This is a genomic window from Aquimarina sp. AU58 (assembly GCF_900312745.1).
In the GTDB taxonomy this organism is placed as follows: Bacteria; Bacteroidota; Bacteroidia; order Flavobacteriales; family Flavobacteriaceae; genus Aquimarina; species Aquimarina spinulae.
Genome location: NZ_OMPD01000008.1, coordinates 476,075 through 491,616 on the forward strand (window position 1 = coordinate 476,075; position 15,542 = coordinate 491,616).

A 15,542-nucleotide genomic window follows, 5' to 3' on the forward strand; every position below is an offset into this window, starting at 1 on the left:
GGAATAACGTTGAATTTAGCATGAATGATAGTAATTTGGTTTTAAAAATTAAGAAAAATGATGAAGATGCATTTAAATTAATTTTCAATGAATTGTATAAGCCTTTATTAGCTTATGTAACCACTTTAACATACGACACAGAAAAAGCTAAGGATATTGTTCAGAATTCTTTTATCATTTTATGGAATAAACGAGAAATCTTAGCTGAAGAGTCTTCTTTAAAAAATTACCTTTTCACAGTTTGCTACAGATTGTATGTTGATCAATACCGTAAAGATCAAATAAGAAACAAGGTAATCGATGAATTAAAACTAAGTGTTTTAAAAAATCAAATCGAACACAATGATCCTACTGAACGACAGTTAAGGATAAAAAAGATTTTAGCAGTTATTGAAGAGCTTCCTCCACGTTGCAAACAGATTTTATTGCTAAATAAAAGAGATGGAGTAAAGTATAAAGAAATTGCTGAAAAATTAGATGTATCTGTGAAGACTGTTGAATCTCAAATGCGAATAGCTTTTCAAAAAATTAGAGATAGTTTTAAAAATGAGAAAATTATTTTATTTATTTCAATATTTAAAAAACGTTCATTAAAATATTTGGATTAAATAGCTAAATACAAACTCGTTTTTCTACTACTTCCCATTACTATTTCATATATATTGATATCATAAATAATCAGTACTGCAAAAACTTTTAGTTCCTTCTAAAGAATCCAAAATACAGAATTCTTCCTATTCAGATTAACAAGAATATTTACATAAATACAATATTTAGGTACGATTGTTTTTATCAAATAATTTCTAAGAAATAAAAAAGGAATCAACATTATAAAAATGAAGATTCCTTTTTGGTGGGCGCTAAGGGATTCGAACCCCTGACCCCTTGGGTGTAAACCAAGTGCTCTGAACCAACTGAGCTAAGCGCCCGCTATCTTGCGATTGCGGATGCAAATATAAGACAGTTTTATAGTCTACCAAAAGAATTTTAAAGAAAATTTAAATTATTTCTGCAACAACAAATGTGCTTCCCCCTACATAAACAACATCTTTATCTGTAGCCTTCTGTAAAGCAGCTTCATACGCTTCTGCAACCGAGTTATACCCTTCTCCTGTTAAGTTAAACTTTAAAGCTTCTTTTTTTAATTTTTTCTCATCAAGCCCTCTTATAATATCAGGTCGGCAAAAATAATATCTGGCCTGCACAGGAAATAACGGCAAAATAGTATCTAAATCTTTATCGTCTACCACACCTAACACTATATGAAGATGATCATATTCTTCTTCAATCAATTGTTTCATCACTACCTTCAATCCATCTTCATTATGAGCAGTATCACATATCACTTTAGGGTTTTCTTGTAATATCTGCCATCTTCCTAACAAATGAGTATTTTTTACTACATTCTGAAGTCCTTTCATAATATCATTTTCAGATATACTCCACTCATTTAACTTAATCAAACCTACAGTTTGTAAAACAGTCTTTATATTTTCTTTTTGATAACTTCCTTTTAGATCAGACGAATATATTGTACCATTACAGTCTTCGGCAAAATACAGAGGACTTTGAGATGCGTTAGCGGCCTCTATAAAAACTTTTGAGGTCTCTTCTACATTCCTTCCTATAACAACTGGCACACCTTCTTTAATGATCCCTGCTTTTTCTGAAGCTATCGCAGCTAATGTATTCCCCAAAAAACGAGTATGATCTAATCCTATATTAGTAATTACAGAAATTTCTGGAGTAATAATATTAGTAGAATCCAATCTTCCCCCTAGCCCAACTTCTACCACTGCTATATCTACCTTTGATTCTGCAAAATACTGAAATGCCATTCCTACGGTCATTTCAAAAAAAGAAAGTTGATTCGATTCGAGATAAGGTTGATGTTTTGAAATAAAATCAATCACATATTCTTCAGATATAGTAACTCCGTTAATTCGAATGCGTTCTCTAAAATCTTTGAGATGCGGCGAAGTATACAACCCAACTTTATAACCTGCTTCCTGCAGTATTGAAGCTAGCATATGACTAGTAGAGCCTTTACCATTTGTTCCTGCTACGTGTATACTTTTAAATTTGGTTTCGGGATTTCCTAGATATGCTGCTAATTGTATCGTATTATGAAGATCTACTTTGTATGCACTGGCACCCTGGCGCTGATACATTGGTAATTGGGTAAACATCCAATCGAGGGTCTCCCTATAGTTCATTCTTTATATTATTCAGAAAGTTTAAACTGATAAATAATTGTTCCTACTTGCTTTGCCGGAGCTTTAGCATCGCTATTAAACCGTGTAGCCAAGGCTGCTCTTTTTGCTGGCCCCATTAAGCACGAAGCACTATTGGTCGTCCCTTTAACTCCAGGAGTGGCTCTAATCACTTTTCCGCTTTGGTTAACTTCTATTTTTACCACCACAATACCTGATTCATTACAATCCTGAACAAATTTTTCTTTATTAAGGGCTTTTCTACCGCCTAATCGATAATTACCATCTCCATCTAATCCTTTACCGGTTCCGTAGTATGATCTGGCATTAGGATCTCCATCCGGGCTTCCTTTATCCCCTGGTGATTTATCATCGCCTTCTCCCCCTTTTGCTTTACCATCATTCTTTGGGCCATTAGAAAAACTATTTAGAATATCCAAAGTAGACTTATCTGGTTTTGGATCTGGTTTTTTTTCTTCTACCTTTTTAACGGGTTTTTCTTTTGTTGTATTTTTTGAAGGCTTCTGATCCGAAGGTTTCGGTTTTTCTTTAGGCTTCTCTGTCTTCTTTTTAGGCTTCTTTTTTGGTTTTTTTTCTATCACTGGTGCATCTTCGAGCTCTTGAGTAACCACTTTATCTTTTATTTGAGGAGATTCTTCTTGTGGCTCTGGAGTCGACGATGTTGTTTCTGGAGTAGTTTGCCTGGGTGAGGATTTAATAGGGGTATTAGGCTGGATTTTACCCGAACCAGTTGCTGTAGTCCCAAAGTTTACAGCAATACCACCTTCCTCTTCAGGCTCCATATAATTTAAGCTCAGATAAAACAATAAAAAGATAATCGCTACGTGTACTAGTATCGTAAGCACAAAGGATTTCTTTTTATGTTTTGTATCCAGCTTTATCATTTCTATTCGGGCCTAACGGCTAATATTACTTTAAATTTATTTCTATTGGCAATATCCATTACACCAACTGCCTTTTCTATAGGAACCCCTTCTTCGGCTCTTAGAATAATGGTAGGTTCATTTTTCCCTTGTAATCGTGATAATAATGTAGATTCTAAACTACTTTGACTTATACGCTCTTCATCGATATAGTATTGTAATTTATTAGTAATGCTTACCGATATATTTTGTGCATTAGAACTCTTTCCTTTGGCTTTTGGTAATATTAAATCCAAAGCTTCTGGAGTAATCGCAGGAGATGTTAGTAAAAAGAAAACTAATAACAGAAATACAATATCTGTCATAGAAGACATACTAAACTCTGGACTAACTTTATTTCTTCCTCTTAAATTCATATTACGCAGGTTCGTTTAACAAGTCTAAGAAATCTACAGCATTAGCTTCCATACTGTGGATCACTTTATCTGTACGAACCACCAAATGATTATATCCAATATAGGCTACAATCCCAACTACTAGTCCACCAACAGTTGTTGTCATTGCCGTATAAATACCTTCGGCTAAAACACCCATATCTGCTGTTCCCGAACTTGATGCCAGATTATGGAATGCAATAATCATACCTATTACCGTTCCTAGAAAACCAATCATAGGAGCGGCTCCTGCCACTGTAGCAAGAATACTAACATTTTTTTCTAGTTTATACACTTCAAGTCTACCAGCGTTCTCGATTGCTTTATTAATATCTTCTAACGAATGACCTATTCTCGAAATTCCTTTTTCGGTTAACCTTGCAATAGGATTATTCGTCTGCGCGCATAAAATTTTTGCGGCTTCAATTTTACCATTCACCACGCTATCTCTAATCTTATCCATAAAACTTTCATCATATTTTGAAGCTGCTTTAATTGCAAAAATTCTTTCAAAATAAATATACACAGCAATAAATAGTAACACAAAAAGAATCGATATGATCACGATTGCTCCTGTTCCACCACTAAGTAAAAGGTCCATAATGGATAATGTATTTTCTTCTACTTGCGGATCAATTTCTGGGGTATTTTGGGCTAAAGCACCAAGCATTGATAAATACGTCATTTTGATTTTGTTAATTTAGTGTTAGTATACTAACGTTATTTCTGTAGGTTAAGTATATTCTTTATTCTTATAATATATATATAACTCCTAATAAACCAATACCTCCGAGCACTATTGTATATGGAAAAGCCATCTTTACCATTTTAGTATATGACAATCCAATTAACGGTGCTAAGGAAGAGGTTAGTAAAAATAAAAACGCAGCTTGACCATTAGGTGTTGCAACACTAGGTAAATTTGTTCCTGTATTAATTGCAATTGCTAATTTTTCGAACTGTTCTCGTGATATTGCTCCATTATTAAACGCTTGTTCTACTTCTCCTATATATACAGTTGCGACAAAAACGTTATCACTAATCATTGATAAAACTCCATTAGCCACATAAAACATAGAAGGTTGTTGGCCCGGATCTAAGGATAATGCCCAATCAATAATTGGTGTAAAAAGATGTTGGTCATGTATCATGGCTACTATAACAAAGAAAACCACAATCAAACCTGTAAACGGAAGTGCTTCTTCAAAAGCTTTTCCTAATTGATGTTCTTCTGTAATTCCCATAAAAGCAGTCTGAACAATAATTAATGCTAAGCCTATAAGACCAACTGGTGCCAGATGCAATGCTAAACCAATAATCAAAAGTACTGCAGATACTGCTTGTACAATTAGTCCATATTTAGATTTATCAGATCTGTTTGCATCTTCGTCTTCTGTATAGCTTTCTATAATCCTTCTGGCAACTTCTGGTAATTTTGCTCCAAAACCGAATGACTTTGTACTTTCTAAAACTATTGTTGTAAGCAACCCTGCTCCCAGAACAGGTATTGTAATTGGTGCCATTTTTAAAAAGAATTGTATAAAATCCCATCCCATTCGTTCTCCGATAAGTAAGTTTTGCGGTTCTCCCACCAAGGTACATACACCTCCCAATGCTGTTCCTACTACCCCGTGCATCACCAAACTTCTTAAGAAACTTCTAAACTGCTCTAAAGTTTCTCCACTTAATTCTTTTCTATCTAAAACCCCACTCTCATCAAAATCTCCTGACCCAGAATGAATTTTATGATATACTCCATAAAATCCTACAGTAACACTTATTAAAACAGCTGTTACTGTTAGAGCATCCAAAAATGCAGAAAGTATTGCCGCCAGAAATACAAACAATAGCGACAATACCATCTTGGATTTTATTTTGGTAAATACTTTACTAAAAATATACATTAGCAAGGGCTTCATAAAATAAATCCCTGCAACCATAAAAACTAATAGTAAAACTACCTCCAAGTTCTGATCTACTTCATGATATGCTTTTTTGGGTGTTGTGAGATTTAATGCCAGAATCTCTATCGCTAATAATCCTCCCGATTGTAACGGATAGCATTTAAGCGCCATGGCAAGGGTGAAAATAAACTCCCCAATAAACAACCATGCGGTTATAGTTGGCCCTAAAAGAAAATAAGAAAATACATTAAAAATCAAAAATCCGATCATTACGGTTTTAAACCATTTCGGACTGCTCCCTAAAAAATACTTGAACATAGTTTTACTTGGTTAATACAATTAATATTATATCAGCTGTCTGAGAGCTATCTCAAACGCTGTTTTACTGATATTGGTTTCTGTTTGTTTTTCATTATATGTATCCTGAATCGCTTTCTTTATGGTTTCTGAAGTGTCCTTAAAAATAGCTTCATCAGTCATTTGTACTTTTCGCTCCATAAAATAAGCAAAAACTCTTGCCATTCCACAGTTAGAAATAAAATCCGGGATCAAACTTACTCGCTCATCGGTATATTCCATTATTGGGCCAAAAAATATTTCGCTATCTGCAAAAGGTACATTAGCTCCACATGAAATAACTTCTAAACCAGAATCAATCATTTTGGTAATTTGGTCTTTGGTAATCAATCTGGATGCTGCACAAGGAGCAAAGATTTCGGTTTGTAAAGACCATATTTTTTCATTCATTTCATCAAAAGGAATGCGTTGTTCGCTATACAATTTATTCCCTCTCTTATTTAAATACAATTCTTTTATTTCTTCAAACGAAAAGCCATCTTCGTTTATGAGTCCTCCGGCATGATCAATTATTCCTACAATCTTTGCTCCCATCTCAGAAAGATAGTATGCTGCTGCAGATCCTACATTACCAAAACCTTGTACTACTGCTTTTTTTCCTTTTACTTCACCTCCATAAATAGTATAATAGTGCCGTACAGCCTCTGCTACTCCATATCCTGTAATCATATCTGCCACAGTATATTTTTTGTTAACATCGGGAGAAAACATAGTATTCTCTAGTACTTTAATAACACCCTGGCGCAGTTGCCCTATTCTATTTATTTTATCAGCTTCGGTAGGTTGAAAATGACCATTAAATACTCCTTCTTGCGGGTGCCAAACTCCACATTCTTCGGTTATAGGTATAACCTCATGGATCTCATCTACATTAAGATCTCCTCCTGTACCGTAATAACTTTTTAACAAAGGAGATACAGCTTTATACCAGCGTTTAAGAACTCCTTTTTTGCGGGGATCATCAGGATCAAAGTTAATACCCGACTTTGCTCCTCCTATTGCCGGGCCAGATACTGTAAATTTGACTTCCATTGTTTTTGCTAAAGAAAGGACCTCATTCATATCTAATCCTTTACGCATTCTGGTTCCTCCGCCTGCAGCACCACCTCTCAATGAATTTATAACTGTCCACCCTTCTGCTTCAGTTTCAGCATCTTTCCAATTAAAAACTATTTCGGGTGTTTTATTTTCGTATTTACTTAATAACTCTTTCATTCTTAAAATTTCAATTTATTGAATAACCAATTGTGTTTTTAAAAAACATTTCAAAAAACAACATACTTATTTTATCCTATCTTTTTAATTAAAAATAATCCTCCATTACGGAGGTTAGAGTTGAGTCATATTACCAGATATTACAATAAATCGAACTATAGTCAAATTTCGACTTCACAAATATAAAAAACTAAACATGGCAAAAGCTTAAATAAAAATAAAATTATGGTAATTAAGTAGTAGTTTTTTTACTTTAAAAAAAATAATCTACAGTATTTTTATATCCCTTATAAAAATCTTCTAGACTTTATCTTGAAAAATGATTATCTCAAAAAATCAATAAAACAGTAAAACTATCATATTATAGCTTATATTTGTAGAATTAATAACAAAATCGTGATTATCTCGATTTATTTTCATTGAAAGTGAAAATTTCGTGTTATGCACGCACAGTAAATTATAAAGAAAATTATGGACTTCAAATTATCCGAAGAGCAGTTAATGATACGCGACGCAGCTCGTGATTTTGCTAAAACAGAACTATTACCAGGTGTAATCGAACGTGATAACAAACAAGAATTCCCTAAAGAACAAGTAAGAAGAATGGGGGAACTTGGATTTTTAGGAATGATGGCTTCTCCAGAGTATGGTGGTGGCGGAATGGACACTATTTCTTATGTTTTGGCAATGGAAGAATTATCCAAAGTAGATGCCTCTTGTTCTGTAATTGTATCTGTAAACAATTCTTTGGTATGTTGGGGCCTTGACACTTTTGGAAATGCTGAGCAAAAAGAAAAATATTTAACTAAACTTGCTACAGGAGAATCAATAGGTGCTTTTTGTTTATCTGAACCAGAAGCTGGTAGTGATGCTACTTCTCAAAAAACAACGGCTATTGACAAAGGGGATCACTATGTACTAAACGGAACAAAAAACTGGATTACTAATGGTAATTCTGCTGATTATTATTTGGTTATTGCTCAAACAGATAGAGAAAAAAGGCATAAAGGGATCAATGCTTTTATTGTTGAAAAAGGATGGGAAGGGTTTGAAGTTGGACCAAAAGAAGATAAATTAGGAATACGAGGAAGTGACACACATTCTCTTATATTTAATGACGTAAAAGTTCCTAAGGAAAATCGAATTGGCGAAGATGGTTTTGGGTTTAAGTTTGCTATGAAAACATTGGCTGGAGGCCGTATAGGAATCGCTGCACAAGCATTAGGAATCGCTTCGGGGGCGTATGAACTAGCAAAAGAATATGCTAAGGTTCGTAAAGCTTTTGGAACAGAAATCATGAATCACCAGGCAATTGCTTTTAAGCTTGCCGACATGCATGTACAGATTGAAGCTGCCCGTATGTTAGTTTATAAAGCTGCAATGGACAAAGATAACCATGAAAACTATGATTTATCTGGTGCTATGGCAAAACTAGCTGCGTCTCAAGCCGCAATGGATGTTAGTATAGAAGCAGTACAAATTCATGGTGGTAATGGTTTTGTTAAAGAATATCACGTAGAACGATTAATGAGAGATGCAAAAATCACTCAAATTTATGAAGGTACCAGTGAAATACAGAAGATTGTAATATCAAGAAGTATTCTTAGAGATTAATTAGTTAAAACTCTCTAATAAAAAAGCCCAGTTTGTAAAATTACGAACTGGGCTTTTGTGTTATTTATTTTAGCTTAGATTAGTTATATCATTACTATTTTCTAATCCAACTATCTTTCTCCCCCAAAAATTGTTGTTCCCTGAACATTACAAGGAGACTCAGAATCACAACCATCACTATTACAAAGATTATTAAGCATGGAATCGATTTCTTGAAAACCACCACCTCTCACATCATATTTCATTGGGTTATCTAATTTTGTTATTTTAATTTTTTGAAGATTGATTTTAATCTTGTTCTTTCTTTTCATGGTTTCTTTTGTATTAATGAATACATCAAAAGTAATAAAGAAACAATCTTGTAACATCTATTAAAAATCATTTGCAGGTCAAAATTTATAAATCTTCACCTTATTTCACTACAAATACAAGCACCCCAAACTAATGCCCATACTTTTTCATAAACTCTGCTGGATTACACCCTTTTCGTTTAGAAAAAGCTGTGACAAAAGATTGTAGATTATTAAAACCAACTTCTTTTGCCATTGACCTGATCGAGTAGTGTTTAAATTTTTTATTTTGTTCTATCTGTTGTATGCAATATTCAATTCTTAAATCATTAATATAATTTGCAAAATTCTTTTTCTTCTCCATGTTAATCACCTTAGACAAATAGGTAGAATTTGTTTTTAAGTTTTTCGAAACTTTATTTAAAGTAAGATCGTTTTTTAAATATCCTTTATTATCTTCAAAATTGTTCAACTTCTCAAGTATTTCTTTTTTCAATTTAGTTGAAAAATCCTTACTTGACTTGACAATCTTCCTCTCTTTATTCTCTAAAACTTTAACCTTCTCTAATTCCCTATTTAATTGAATTTTATAATTATTTTTTCTTTTCTTCGAAAAATAAATATATAAAGAACTTACAATTATGATCAAAAAGACACTAAACGCTATTGACTTATAAGTTAAAACTTTATTGTTATTTCTAATTTCACTTATCAAGTGATCTTTATCTTTTATCAACTGTGGTATATCGTACTTTTTTACAATAGAGTGATTTAATCGGTTATATTTTGTATTAGACGCGTTTTCATACCGTAACAGTTTTTTCATTATTTCTAACTGATTCTTTTGATCTTTATTCTTTTTATAGTGATCAAGCAATAATGTAAACGCTTCTCTTATTTCTAATCTATAGTTTGACTCATTAGTAATTTCATCTACTTTCTTTAAATATTTCAATGCTTTTCGCTCTTCTTTTAGTTGCAAATAGGTTTTCCCCAAATACAGATATCCTTTTCTTACATTTACATCATTGACATCTTCTTCTGATAAAATCAATGCTTTATCCAAACTATCGATAGCCGATTGGTATTCTTCTCTATAATAACTATTGATTCCGTAAGCAAATAAAAGATTTGGGTAATGATGCCTATAAGTACCAGACAGACTAGCTGTTATTCCTTTTTTAAGATAAAAGTATGCCGAATCATAGTGCTTAAGTCGATTATAACTATCAGACAATTTATACAACGTAGCTATATAAATCTGACTACGCTTCATAACACTATCTTGTTTTAGTAAGTAACTATAATTTTCTTTATATACCAGTAGTGCTTCTTTCTCTTTTCCCAGGATGGTTTTTAACAATGCAATGTTATGTTTTAAACCAATCAACTGTCGTTTATTGTTATTCCTTTCTGCATATTCTTTAGCAATTAAATATGCTTCTAATGCTTCATCGTGCTGTTCTATGGTACTTAATATATTTCCCTTTATCATATATCCTGTAGAAGGATAATGGTTATTTCGTAACTTTTTTGTTATTTCAATTATAGAATCTGCATACTGCAATGATATTTCAGGCTGTTTTTTGTAGATAGAAAGAAACATTTGATATCCATCTGCTATCCTCTCATTATTAATCTGTTTTTTCGCTTTAGAAATATAAGTATCTGCAAGTTTTCGTTTATAAACAGAATCGAGGTCTTTCCCTTTCCAAAATTTAATTGCTAATTCTCTTAATGTTTTACTCTTTAATGAATCTGCATTAACAATTTTCTGTTCGGTTCGTAATTGGGATGTTGCGTGTAATGAAGGGATATAAAATATTAATATTACCAATAAACCGATCCATTTCATATATAAGTAGATTAAAAAGGGCATGTATGTTTAATAAACAAACTTACGAAGAATAAAAAACTTCAAAAAAGTAGTTATCCTGGCAATTACAAAAAAAGAACCTAAGTATAAAAACGTAGGTTAAAATTTATAAATCGATAAGGTAAAATTTATAAATCCTAACCAGAGCACCTTGAAAAACTTGTCTTTTCCATATAATTTTATCCCACAAAGTTACTCTTTAGATATATATTATCATTATCACAAGACAGATAAAAAGTGAATATATAGTCGTAAAACCATAGACGACACTAAACATATTGTGGTATCAAATTATTAATATATATCATGAAAAAATCGATTTTAGATTTCAGAAAAACGTTAAGTAAAGATCAACAAAAAAATAGTCGGTGGGACACGTATATGTAATTATAGATCAGAAACTTGTTATGAAGGTTCTGCACCCAGTTCTAATCTCAATCAACTAGTAGTTATTGATTCTTAAGGGTTTATCACATATATTAATTTATCAAGGCATAGGTGTTAACATTATTTAACTTTAAATAAGCAAAGTAATTATATTAACTTATAAATTCCGGAAACAAACAGTTAATATAAATTATTGCGAAAAAAGTTCGATGTTAACTACTTATAATTAAATAATTATTCAATAACACTTTAAAATTACATTTTATGTATTTAAAAAAATTTTCTAAGTATAGAATTGACAAGAAATTATTATCAAGAATCAATGCAGGTGGGCATGGTTTAGTAATTTGTGGTAATGGAGAATCATTTAGTGCATCTGCAGAATCAGAAAGCTCGGTAGAACGAGGCGGTAGCCGTTGGTGTCGAGATAGAGGTGGTGTATCTGCTACTGTATATCTTGAATAAAAATAAACTTTTGCTAAACGCTACGAAAAGATAAAGTAGGGCTTGGTGTTAATTCCAAGTTCCTCATGAATCGTGTTTCTAAACATTCTTCTTTCTAATTGTAGCGTTTAGCAACCAATAAAACATTCAATTTACTAATAATCAATCTACGGAATTGGCTAACCCTACAAATAGCAAAGAAATAGAATACCTTATCTGTTCCAATCCATATCAACATAGTGTTTCTCAATATATTCTTTAAGAATAGTAATATCTTCCTTTGATGTTAGATCTGGTACATGTTCTGATATCGGTATCCCAATTACCGATGTAGGGTGTTCTTTTACCATATCTAATAGTGCTGTGGGAAGCTCTTTTTCATTCCTTTTTTCATTAACCGGGCAATTCACTACATAACCCTTAAACATTGCTCCATCAAACTTAAAAATATTCATACTTACTCTAAGCTTACCAAATCTGTCTTTATAGAGTTCACTGTCTTCGATCGAAGGTTTTTCAATAATATCCTTCAAAAACCCTTCTTCATCCAAAGATACCAAGGCAAATCGAGCTATCCGTTGCAAACTAAATTGCAACGCATCTCTATCATAACTCACAAAAGCATTTGCATGATCAGTACTCCGTAAAGCTTTTAAAGCAGTTTCAGAATACAAATTATCACTATTACAAACAGTATAGGTTTGGTCATTTAATTCTGGGTATTGTGTAATTGCCTGATGAAGAGCATCTGCTGTTCCAAAAGGTTTCTCTCTATCTTTTGGGATATATTGTATTGCATAATTAATAGTGAGGCCATGAAAATTATTTCCACCAGGGTTATCTCCATAAAACTCCTTTATCAGGTTTTCTTTTTCTCCGATAACAATGAATATATGTTTATACCCTGCCTGTTTAGCATTATACAAAAGATAATCCATTACAGGTCTCCCAGTTGCATCTATACTAATAAGAGATTTTGATCGCGTATTTGCTTGCGCTGTCAAATCAGTACTTAATTTGGTTTTTATTACCTTCTTCATTCTTGAAGACGCTCCCCCTGCCAAAATGATTAAATTTTCGTGCATATTTCTATTTTCTCGTTACAAAACTCTTGCTCCAGAGTCTACATTTACAACATAGGAGGTTTTACCTTCTCTTTTAATAGCTTCTACAACTTGTTCCTCCTTACCTTTTGGAGCTATAGCCACAATACTACCTCCTCCACCTGATCCAACAATCTTAACTCCATAAGCCCCAGCCTGGATTGCACTATCTACCATTTTATCTATTACAGGAACCGTTATTTTAAGGATATCTTTTAAAATATGGTGGTGTTGATTCATTAAATCTCCTAAATACTTCATATTCGGAACTTCCTTTTTAAATTCTTGTAAAGCTTCAAGCGTTATAGAATGATTTTTTAGAGCCGCAAAGAAATAAGGTTTCAAATCAGATGGAATATATTTTTCATATTCGTCATACTCTTCCAGTAAAGTAGATTTTATATTGAAATCAGGTTTTTTTAGTGTCACGTATTCTATAGCTCTAAGTGCTTTTTCTTTTCGATCTCCCAACGTACCTATGGTTTCTTTTTTCACTCCGGATTCACCTACAATTAATCCCGGTACCGTATTCTGTATCCTTTCATAAGATGTTTTCTCACTGGTATCGATAAACAAAACTCCTCCCAAGCCAATTGAATATTGATCCATCAATCCTCCTGGCTCATTATGTTCCAGAACTTCGGCTTCATAAGCTATTCTAGAAACCAGTATTGGGGTCACTTCCTGGTTTGCACCAAATGCTTCCAACAAAAACCTTACCCATGCTACTATAAGTGCAGAAGAACTGGAAACTCCCGCATTAAGTGGTAAATCTCCTTTTATCTCTATATCATAACCTTGATCTGGGATGCAGCCATATCGTCTTAGCACTCTAAGAGATGAAGCAAAATAATCCCTGTGCTCGATCTGCTCAAATTTTTCACCTATAAGAATCTCTCTCTCTTCTCCAATATCTGGTAATTTTATCTTGAAAAGAGCGGCTGCATTTTCAATAGCATTTAGTGTGATATATTTATCTATTGCGCATGCAATAACAGGTAATCCAAGATAATCCTGATGATCCCCAAATAAGCAAGTTCTTCCCGGAGATACTATATTTATTTTTTTCAAAATTGCTTTTAAATAATGTATGTTTTATAATAATCCATCTCAATAATCTCTATTAAAACTAATAGGTATCCTTAATCCAGTTGTACGGTTTTCTTTTGACCCACAATCCTCTTGTAAAATCCGGAAAATCCTGTGGTTCTCCATTATTCTCTATAGAGACTTCTGACAGCGGTGTAATTGCACTCCATGCAGCGGCATCATACACATCTAATGGTGGTGTTATATTTTGTTTTGCAGATTCTACAAAAGCATTAATCACAAAAAAATCCATCCCACCATGACCAGCACCCATTGCATGTTCTCCATATTTTTTCCATAAAGGGTGGTCATATTTTGCCAGCCATTCATCTGCCTGATCCCATTTATGTGATTCTGATTTTCCTTCTATATATATTCTATTTCCATCGACCTCCCATAATCCATTGGCTCCTTGAACTCTAAACCCTAATGAATAAGGGCGAGGTAAATTACAATCATGGGTAACTATAATGGTTTCTCCCATTGTAGTCTCAATAGTCGAAGTAATAACATCTCCTTGTTTAAACTTAACTTTTGCATTTGGATGGTTTTCTCCTCCATTTTTCACAATATAATTGTGTAAACCTATGCCTTTGGTTGCATTAGAAGTAATAGATGAAAAACGATTTCCTCTATTAATATTACACATTGTAGCCATAGGACCTACACCATGAGTTGGATATACATCTGCATTTCTTGCTACCGAGTGCTGTGTTCTCCATTTTGATTCAGAAATACCTTTTTCACCAAACTCTACTCCTTTTCCATATGCAGTTTTTCCATCATTTAGTTTTACAAATCTCAGATCATGCTGATATCCACATCTAAAATGCACTAACTCTCCAAACACATTTTGTCTAACCATATTTAGGACTGCCAAAACATCTCGTCTATAGTTAACATTTTCTAAAATCATAAGATGTGTACCGGTAGCTTCATGGGTATTTACCAAATCCCAGCATTCTTCAAGAGTATTAGCAGCAGAAACTTCAAGACCGGTATATTTACCTGCTACCATCGAATCTTTGGCCATCCTGGTATGCCATAACCAGGGAGTAGATATAATTACGGCATCTACATCCTCTAGGTTTAGTAAACTTCTGTAGTCATATTCATTTTTACCGAATACTTTTGGTTTAGCTCCCCCTGCTTTACTGATTGCTTCTAAAGAAAGATCTATCCGAGTCTGATCAATATCACAAATTGCTGTTACTAACACATCATCTCTTAAAAGAACATTTCTTAAATGATTTGTTCCTCTTAGACCAACACCAATTAGTCCTAATTTAAGTTTTTCTTTTTGACTATATCCCTTATTTCCGAAAGTTAAGTTAGGTAGTACAGAAATACCAGCTCCTGCTATTGCTGTTTTTTTAATAAAGTTTCGTCTAGATTTGTGTGTATTCATGATGTTTAGTTTTTCTATTACATTCTTTAAATATAACAGAAAAGCTCATAGTTAAAAAGGACTGTGTATTTCTTTTTTTCTATCTGTATAAACTACGAGCTTTCATTTTTTTTAACAGCTCTATCTTATTGTATGACTACTCTATTTTCTAAAGTATTTGGGGTTGGTTTTTAAACATAAAAAAACCCTTCATAATAATTATGAAGGGTTTTCAAGGAAGGCGGTGACCTACTCTCCCACGATTGTAGTACCATTGGCGCTAACGGGCTTAACTTCTCTGTTCGGAATGGTAAGAGGTGAGCCCCGATGCTATAACCACCTTAA

General features: G+C 33.1%; 14 protein-coding genes, 1 tRNA gene and 1 rRNA gene. 3 read left to right on the top strand and 13 right to left on the bottom strand.

Going from position 1 to position 15,542, the window contains the following annotated elements:
• Positions 1-20: 20 nt before the first annotated feature.
• Entirely contained in the window at positions 21-608 is a 588-nt protein-coding gene (locus tag DK441_RS06580; RefSeq protein ID WP_160111971.1) for an RNA polymerase sigma factor, read from the top strand.
• A gap of 243 nt (positions 609-851) precedes the next feature.
• On the opposite strand, the gene DK441_RS06585 is transcribed toward DK441_RS06580, so the two are convergent.
• The 7 genes from DK441_RS06585 to DK441_RS06615 all read right to left on the bottom strand — a co-directional run bounded on the left by DK441_RS06585 (position 852) and on the right by DK441_RS06615 (position 7,007).
• A tRNA-Val gene (locus DK441_RS06585) sits at positions 852-929 on the bottom strand.
• A 69-nt stretch (positions 930-998) separates the two neighbouring features.
• Positions 999-2,216, bottom strand: a complete 1,218-nt coding sequence (locus tag DK441_RS06590) for a folylpolyglutamate synthase/dihydrofolate synthase family protein (RefSeq protein ID WP_109098001.1) — start codon at positions 2,214-2,216, stop codon at positions 999-1,001.
• A gap of 8 nt (positions 2,217-2,224) precedes the next feature.
• The gene (locus tag DK441_RS06595; RefSeq protein ID WP_109098002.1) at positions 2,225-3,118 is read right to left on the bottom strand and encodes an energy transducer TonB; all 894 of its coding nucleotides are present in this window, start codon (positions 3,116-3,118) and stop codon (positions 2,225-2,227) included.
• Between the two features lie 2 nt (positions 3,119-3,120).
• On the bottom strand, positions 3,121-3,513 hold the full coding sequence (locus DK441_RS06600; protein WP_025667309.1) for a biopolymer transporter ExbD: 393 nt from the start codon (positions 3,511-3,513) through the stop codon (positions 3,121-3,123).
• Position 3,514: 1 nt separating this feature from the next.
• Complete coding sequence (locus DK441_RS06605; protein ID WP_109098003.1) at positions 3,515-4,201, bottom strand: MotA/TolQ/ExbB proton channel family protein; 687 nt, start codon at positions 4,199-4,201, stop codon at positions 3,515-3,517.
• An 82-nt stretch (positions 4,202-4,283) separates the two neighbouring features.
• Entirely contained in the window at positions 4,284-5,753 is a 1,470-nt protein-coding gene (gene nhaB, locus DK441_RS06610) for a sodium/proton antiporter NhaB (RefSeq protein WP_109098004.1), read from the bottom strand.
• A gap of 27 nt (positions 5,754-5,780) precedes the next feature.
• Positions 5,781-7,007 (bottom strand): Glu/Leu/Phe/Val dehydrogenase dimerization domain-containing protein, encoded by a 1,227-nt coding sequence (locus tag DK441_RS06615; protein WP_109098005.1) that lies wholly within the window; start codon positions 7,005-7,007, stop codon positions 5,781-5,783.
• Positions 7,008-7,478: 471 nt separating this feature from the next.
• Between DK441_RS06615 and DK441_RS06620 the strand changes: the two genes are divergently transcribed.
• Positions 7,479-8,621: an acyl-CoA dehydrogenase gene (locus DK441_RS06620; RefSeq protein WP_108807672.1), complete on the top strand. Its 1,143-nt coding sequence runs from the start codon at positions 7,479-7,481 to the stop codon at positions 8,619-8,621.
• A 110-nt stretch (positions 8,622-8,731) separates the two neighbouring features.
• Here the strand turns inward: DK441_RS06620 and DK441_RS06625 are convergent, their stop codons facing one another.
• Entirely contained in the window at positions 8,732-8,932 is a 201-nt protein-coding gene (locus DK441_RS06625; RefSeq protein ID WP_139062576.1) for a hypothetical protein, read from the bottom strand.
• 130 nt (positions 8,933-9,062) lie between these two features.
• Positions 9,063-10,766: a helix-turn-helix domain-containing protein gene (locus DK441_RS06630; RefSeq protein ID WP_160111972.1), complete on the bottom strand. Its 1,704-nt coding sequence runs from the start codon at positions 10,764-10,766 to the stop codon at positions 9,063-9,065.
• A gap of 672 nt (positions 10,767-11,438) precedes the next feature.
• On the opposite strand from DK441_RS06630, the gene DK441_RS06635 reads away from it, so the two are divergent.
• Positions 11,439-11,639, top strand: a complete 201-nt coding sequence (locus DK441_RS06635; RefSeq protein ID WP_109098007.1) for a hypothetical protein — start codon at positions 11,439-11,441, stop codon at positions 11,637-11,639.
• Between the two features lie 191 nt (positions 11,640-11,830).
• Here DK441_RS06635 and DK441_RS06640 read toward each other — a convergent pair whose 3' ends face one another.
• The 4 genes from DK441_RS06640 to rrf form a co-directional block, all read right to left on the bottom strand.
• The gene (locus tag DK441_RS06640; RefSeq protein WP_109098008.1) at positions 11,831-12,703 is read right to left on the bottom strand and encodes a sugar phosphate nucleotidyltransferase; all 873 of its coding nucleotides are present in this window, start codon (positions 12,701-12,703) and stop codon (positions 11,831-11,833) included.
• Positions 12,704-12,718: 15 nt separating this feature from the next.
• A complete protein-coding gene (locus DK441_RS06645; RefSeq protein ID WP_109098009.1) occupies positions 12,719-13,792 on the bottom strand; it encodes a mevalonate kinase in 1,074 nt (357 codons plus the stop codon).
• A gap of 58 nt (positions 13,793-13,850) precedes the next feature.
• On the bottom strand, positions 13,851-15,218 hold the full coding sequence (locus DK441_RS06650) for a Gfo/Idh/MocA family protein (protein ID WP_109098010.1): 1,368 nt from the start codon (positions 15,216-15,218) through the stop codon (positions 13,851-13,853).
• Positions 15,219-15,433: 215 nt separating this feature from the next.
• A 5S ribosomal RNA gene (rrf, locus tag DK441_RS06655) occupies positions 15,434-15,541 on the bottom strand.
• Between the last annotated feature and the right edge of the window lies 1 nt (position 15,542).

What these genes read in the sequence shown, in the direction of transcription:
- DK441_RS06580 (WP_160111971.1), top strand. Translation starts at nt 21, where the DNA reads ATGAATGATAGTAATTTGGTTTTAAAAATTAAGAAAAATGATGAAGAT.
- DK441_RS06590 (WP_109098001.1), bottom strand. Translation starts at nt 2,216, where the DNA reads ATGAACTATAGGGAGACCCTCGATTGGATGTTTACCCAATTACCAATG.
- DK441_RS06595 (WP_109098002.1), bottom strand. Translation starts at nt 3,118, where the DNA reads ATGATAAAGCTGGATACAAAACATAAAAAGAAATCCTTTGTGCTTACG.
- DK441_RS06600 (WP_025667309.1), bottom strand. Translation starts at nt 3,513, where the DNA reads ATGAATTTAAGAGGAAGAAATAAAGTTAGTCCAGAGTTTAGTATGTCT.
- DK441_RS06605 (WP_109098003.1), bottom strand. Translation starts at nt 4,201, where the DNA reads ATGCTTGGTGCTTTAGCCCAAAATACCCCAGAAATTGATCCGCAAGTA.
- nhaB (WP_109098004.1), bottom strand. Translation starts at nt 5,753, where the DNA reads ATGTTCAAGTATTTTTTAGGGAGCAGTCCGAAATGGTTTAAAACCGTA.
- DK441_RS06615 (WP_109098005.1), bottom strand. Translation starts at nt 7,007, where the DNA reads ATGAAAGAGTTATTAAGTAAATACGAAAATAAAACACCCGAAATAGTT.
- DK441_RS06620 (WP_108807672.1), top strand. Translation starts at nt 7,479, where the DNA reads ATGGACTTCAAATTATCCGAAGAGCAGTTAATGATACGCGACGCAGCT.
- DK441_RS06625 (WP_139062576.1), bottom strand. Translation starts at nt 8,932, where the DNA reads ATGAAAAGAAAGAACAAGATTAAAATCAATCTTCAAAAAATTAAAATA.
- DK441_RS06630 (WP_160111972.1), bottom strand. Translation starts at nt 10,766, where the DNA reads ATGAAATGGATCGGTTTATTGGTAATATTAATATTTTATATCCCTTCA.
- DK441_RS06635 (WP_109098007.1), top strand. Translation starts at nt 11,439, where the DNA reads ATGTATTTAAAAAAATTTTCTAAGTATAGAATTGACAAGAAATTATTA.
- DK441_RS06640 (WP_109098008.1), bottom strand. Translation starts at nt 12,703, where the DNA reads ATGCACGAAAATTTAATCATTTTGGCAGGGGGAGCGTCTTCAAGAATG.
- DK441_RS06650 (WP_109098010.1), bottom strand. Translation starts at nt 15,218, where the DNA reads ATGAATACACACAAATCTAGACGAAACTTTATTAAAAAAACAGCAATA.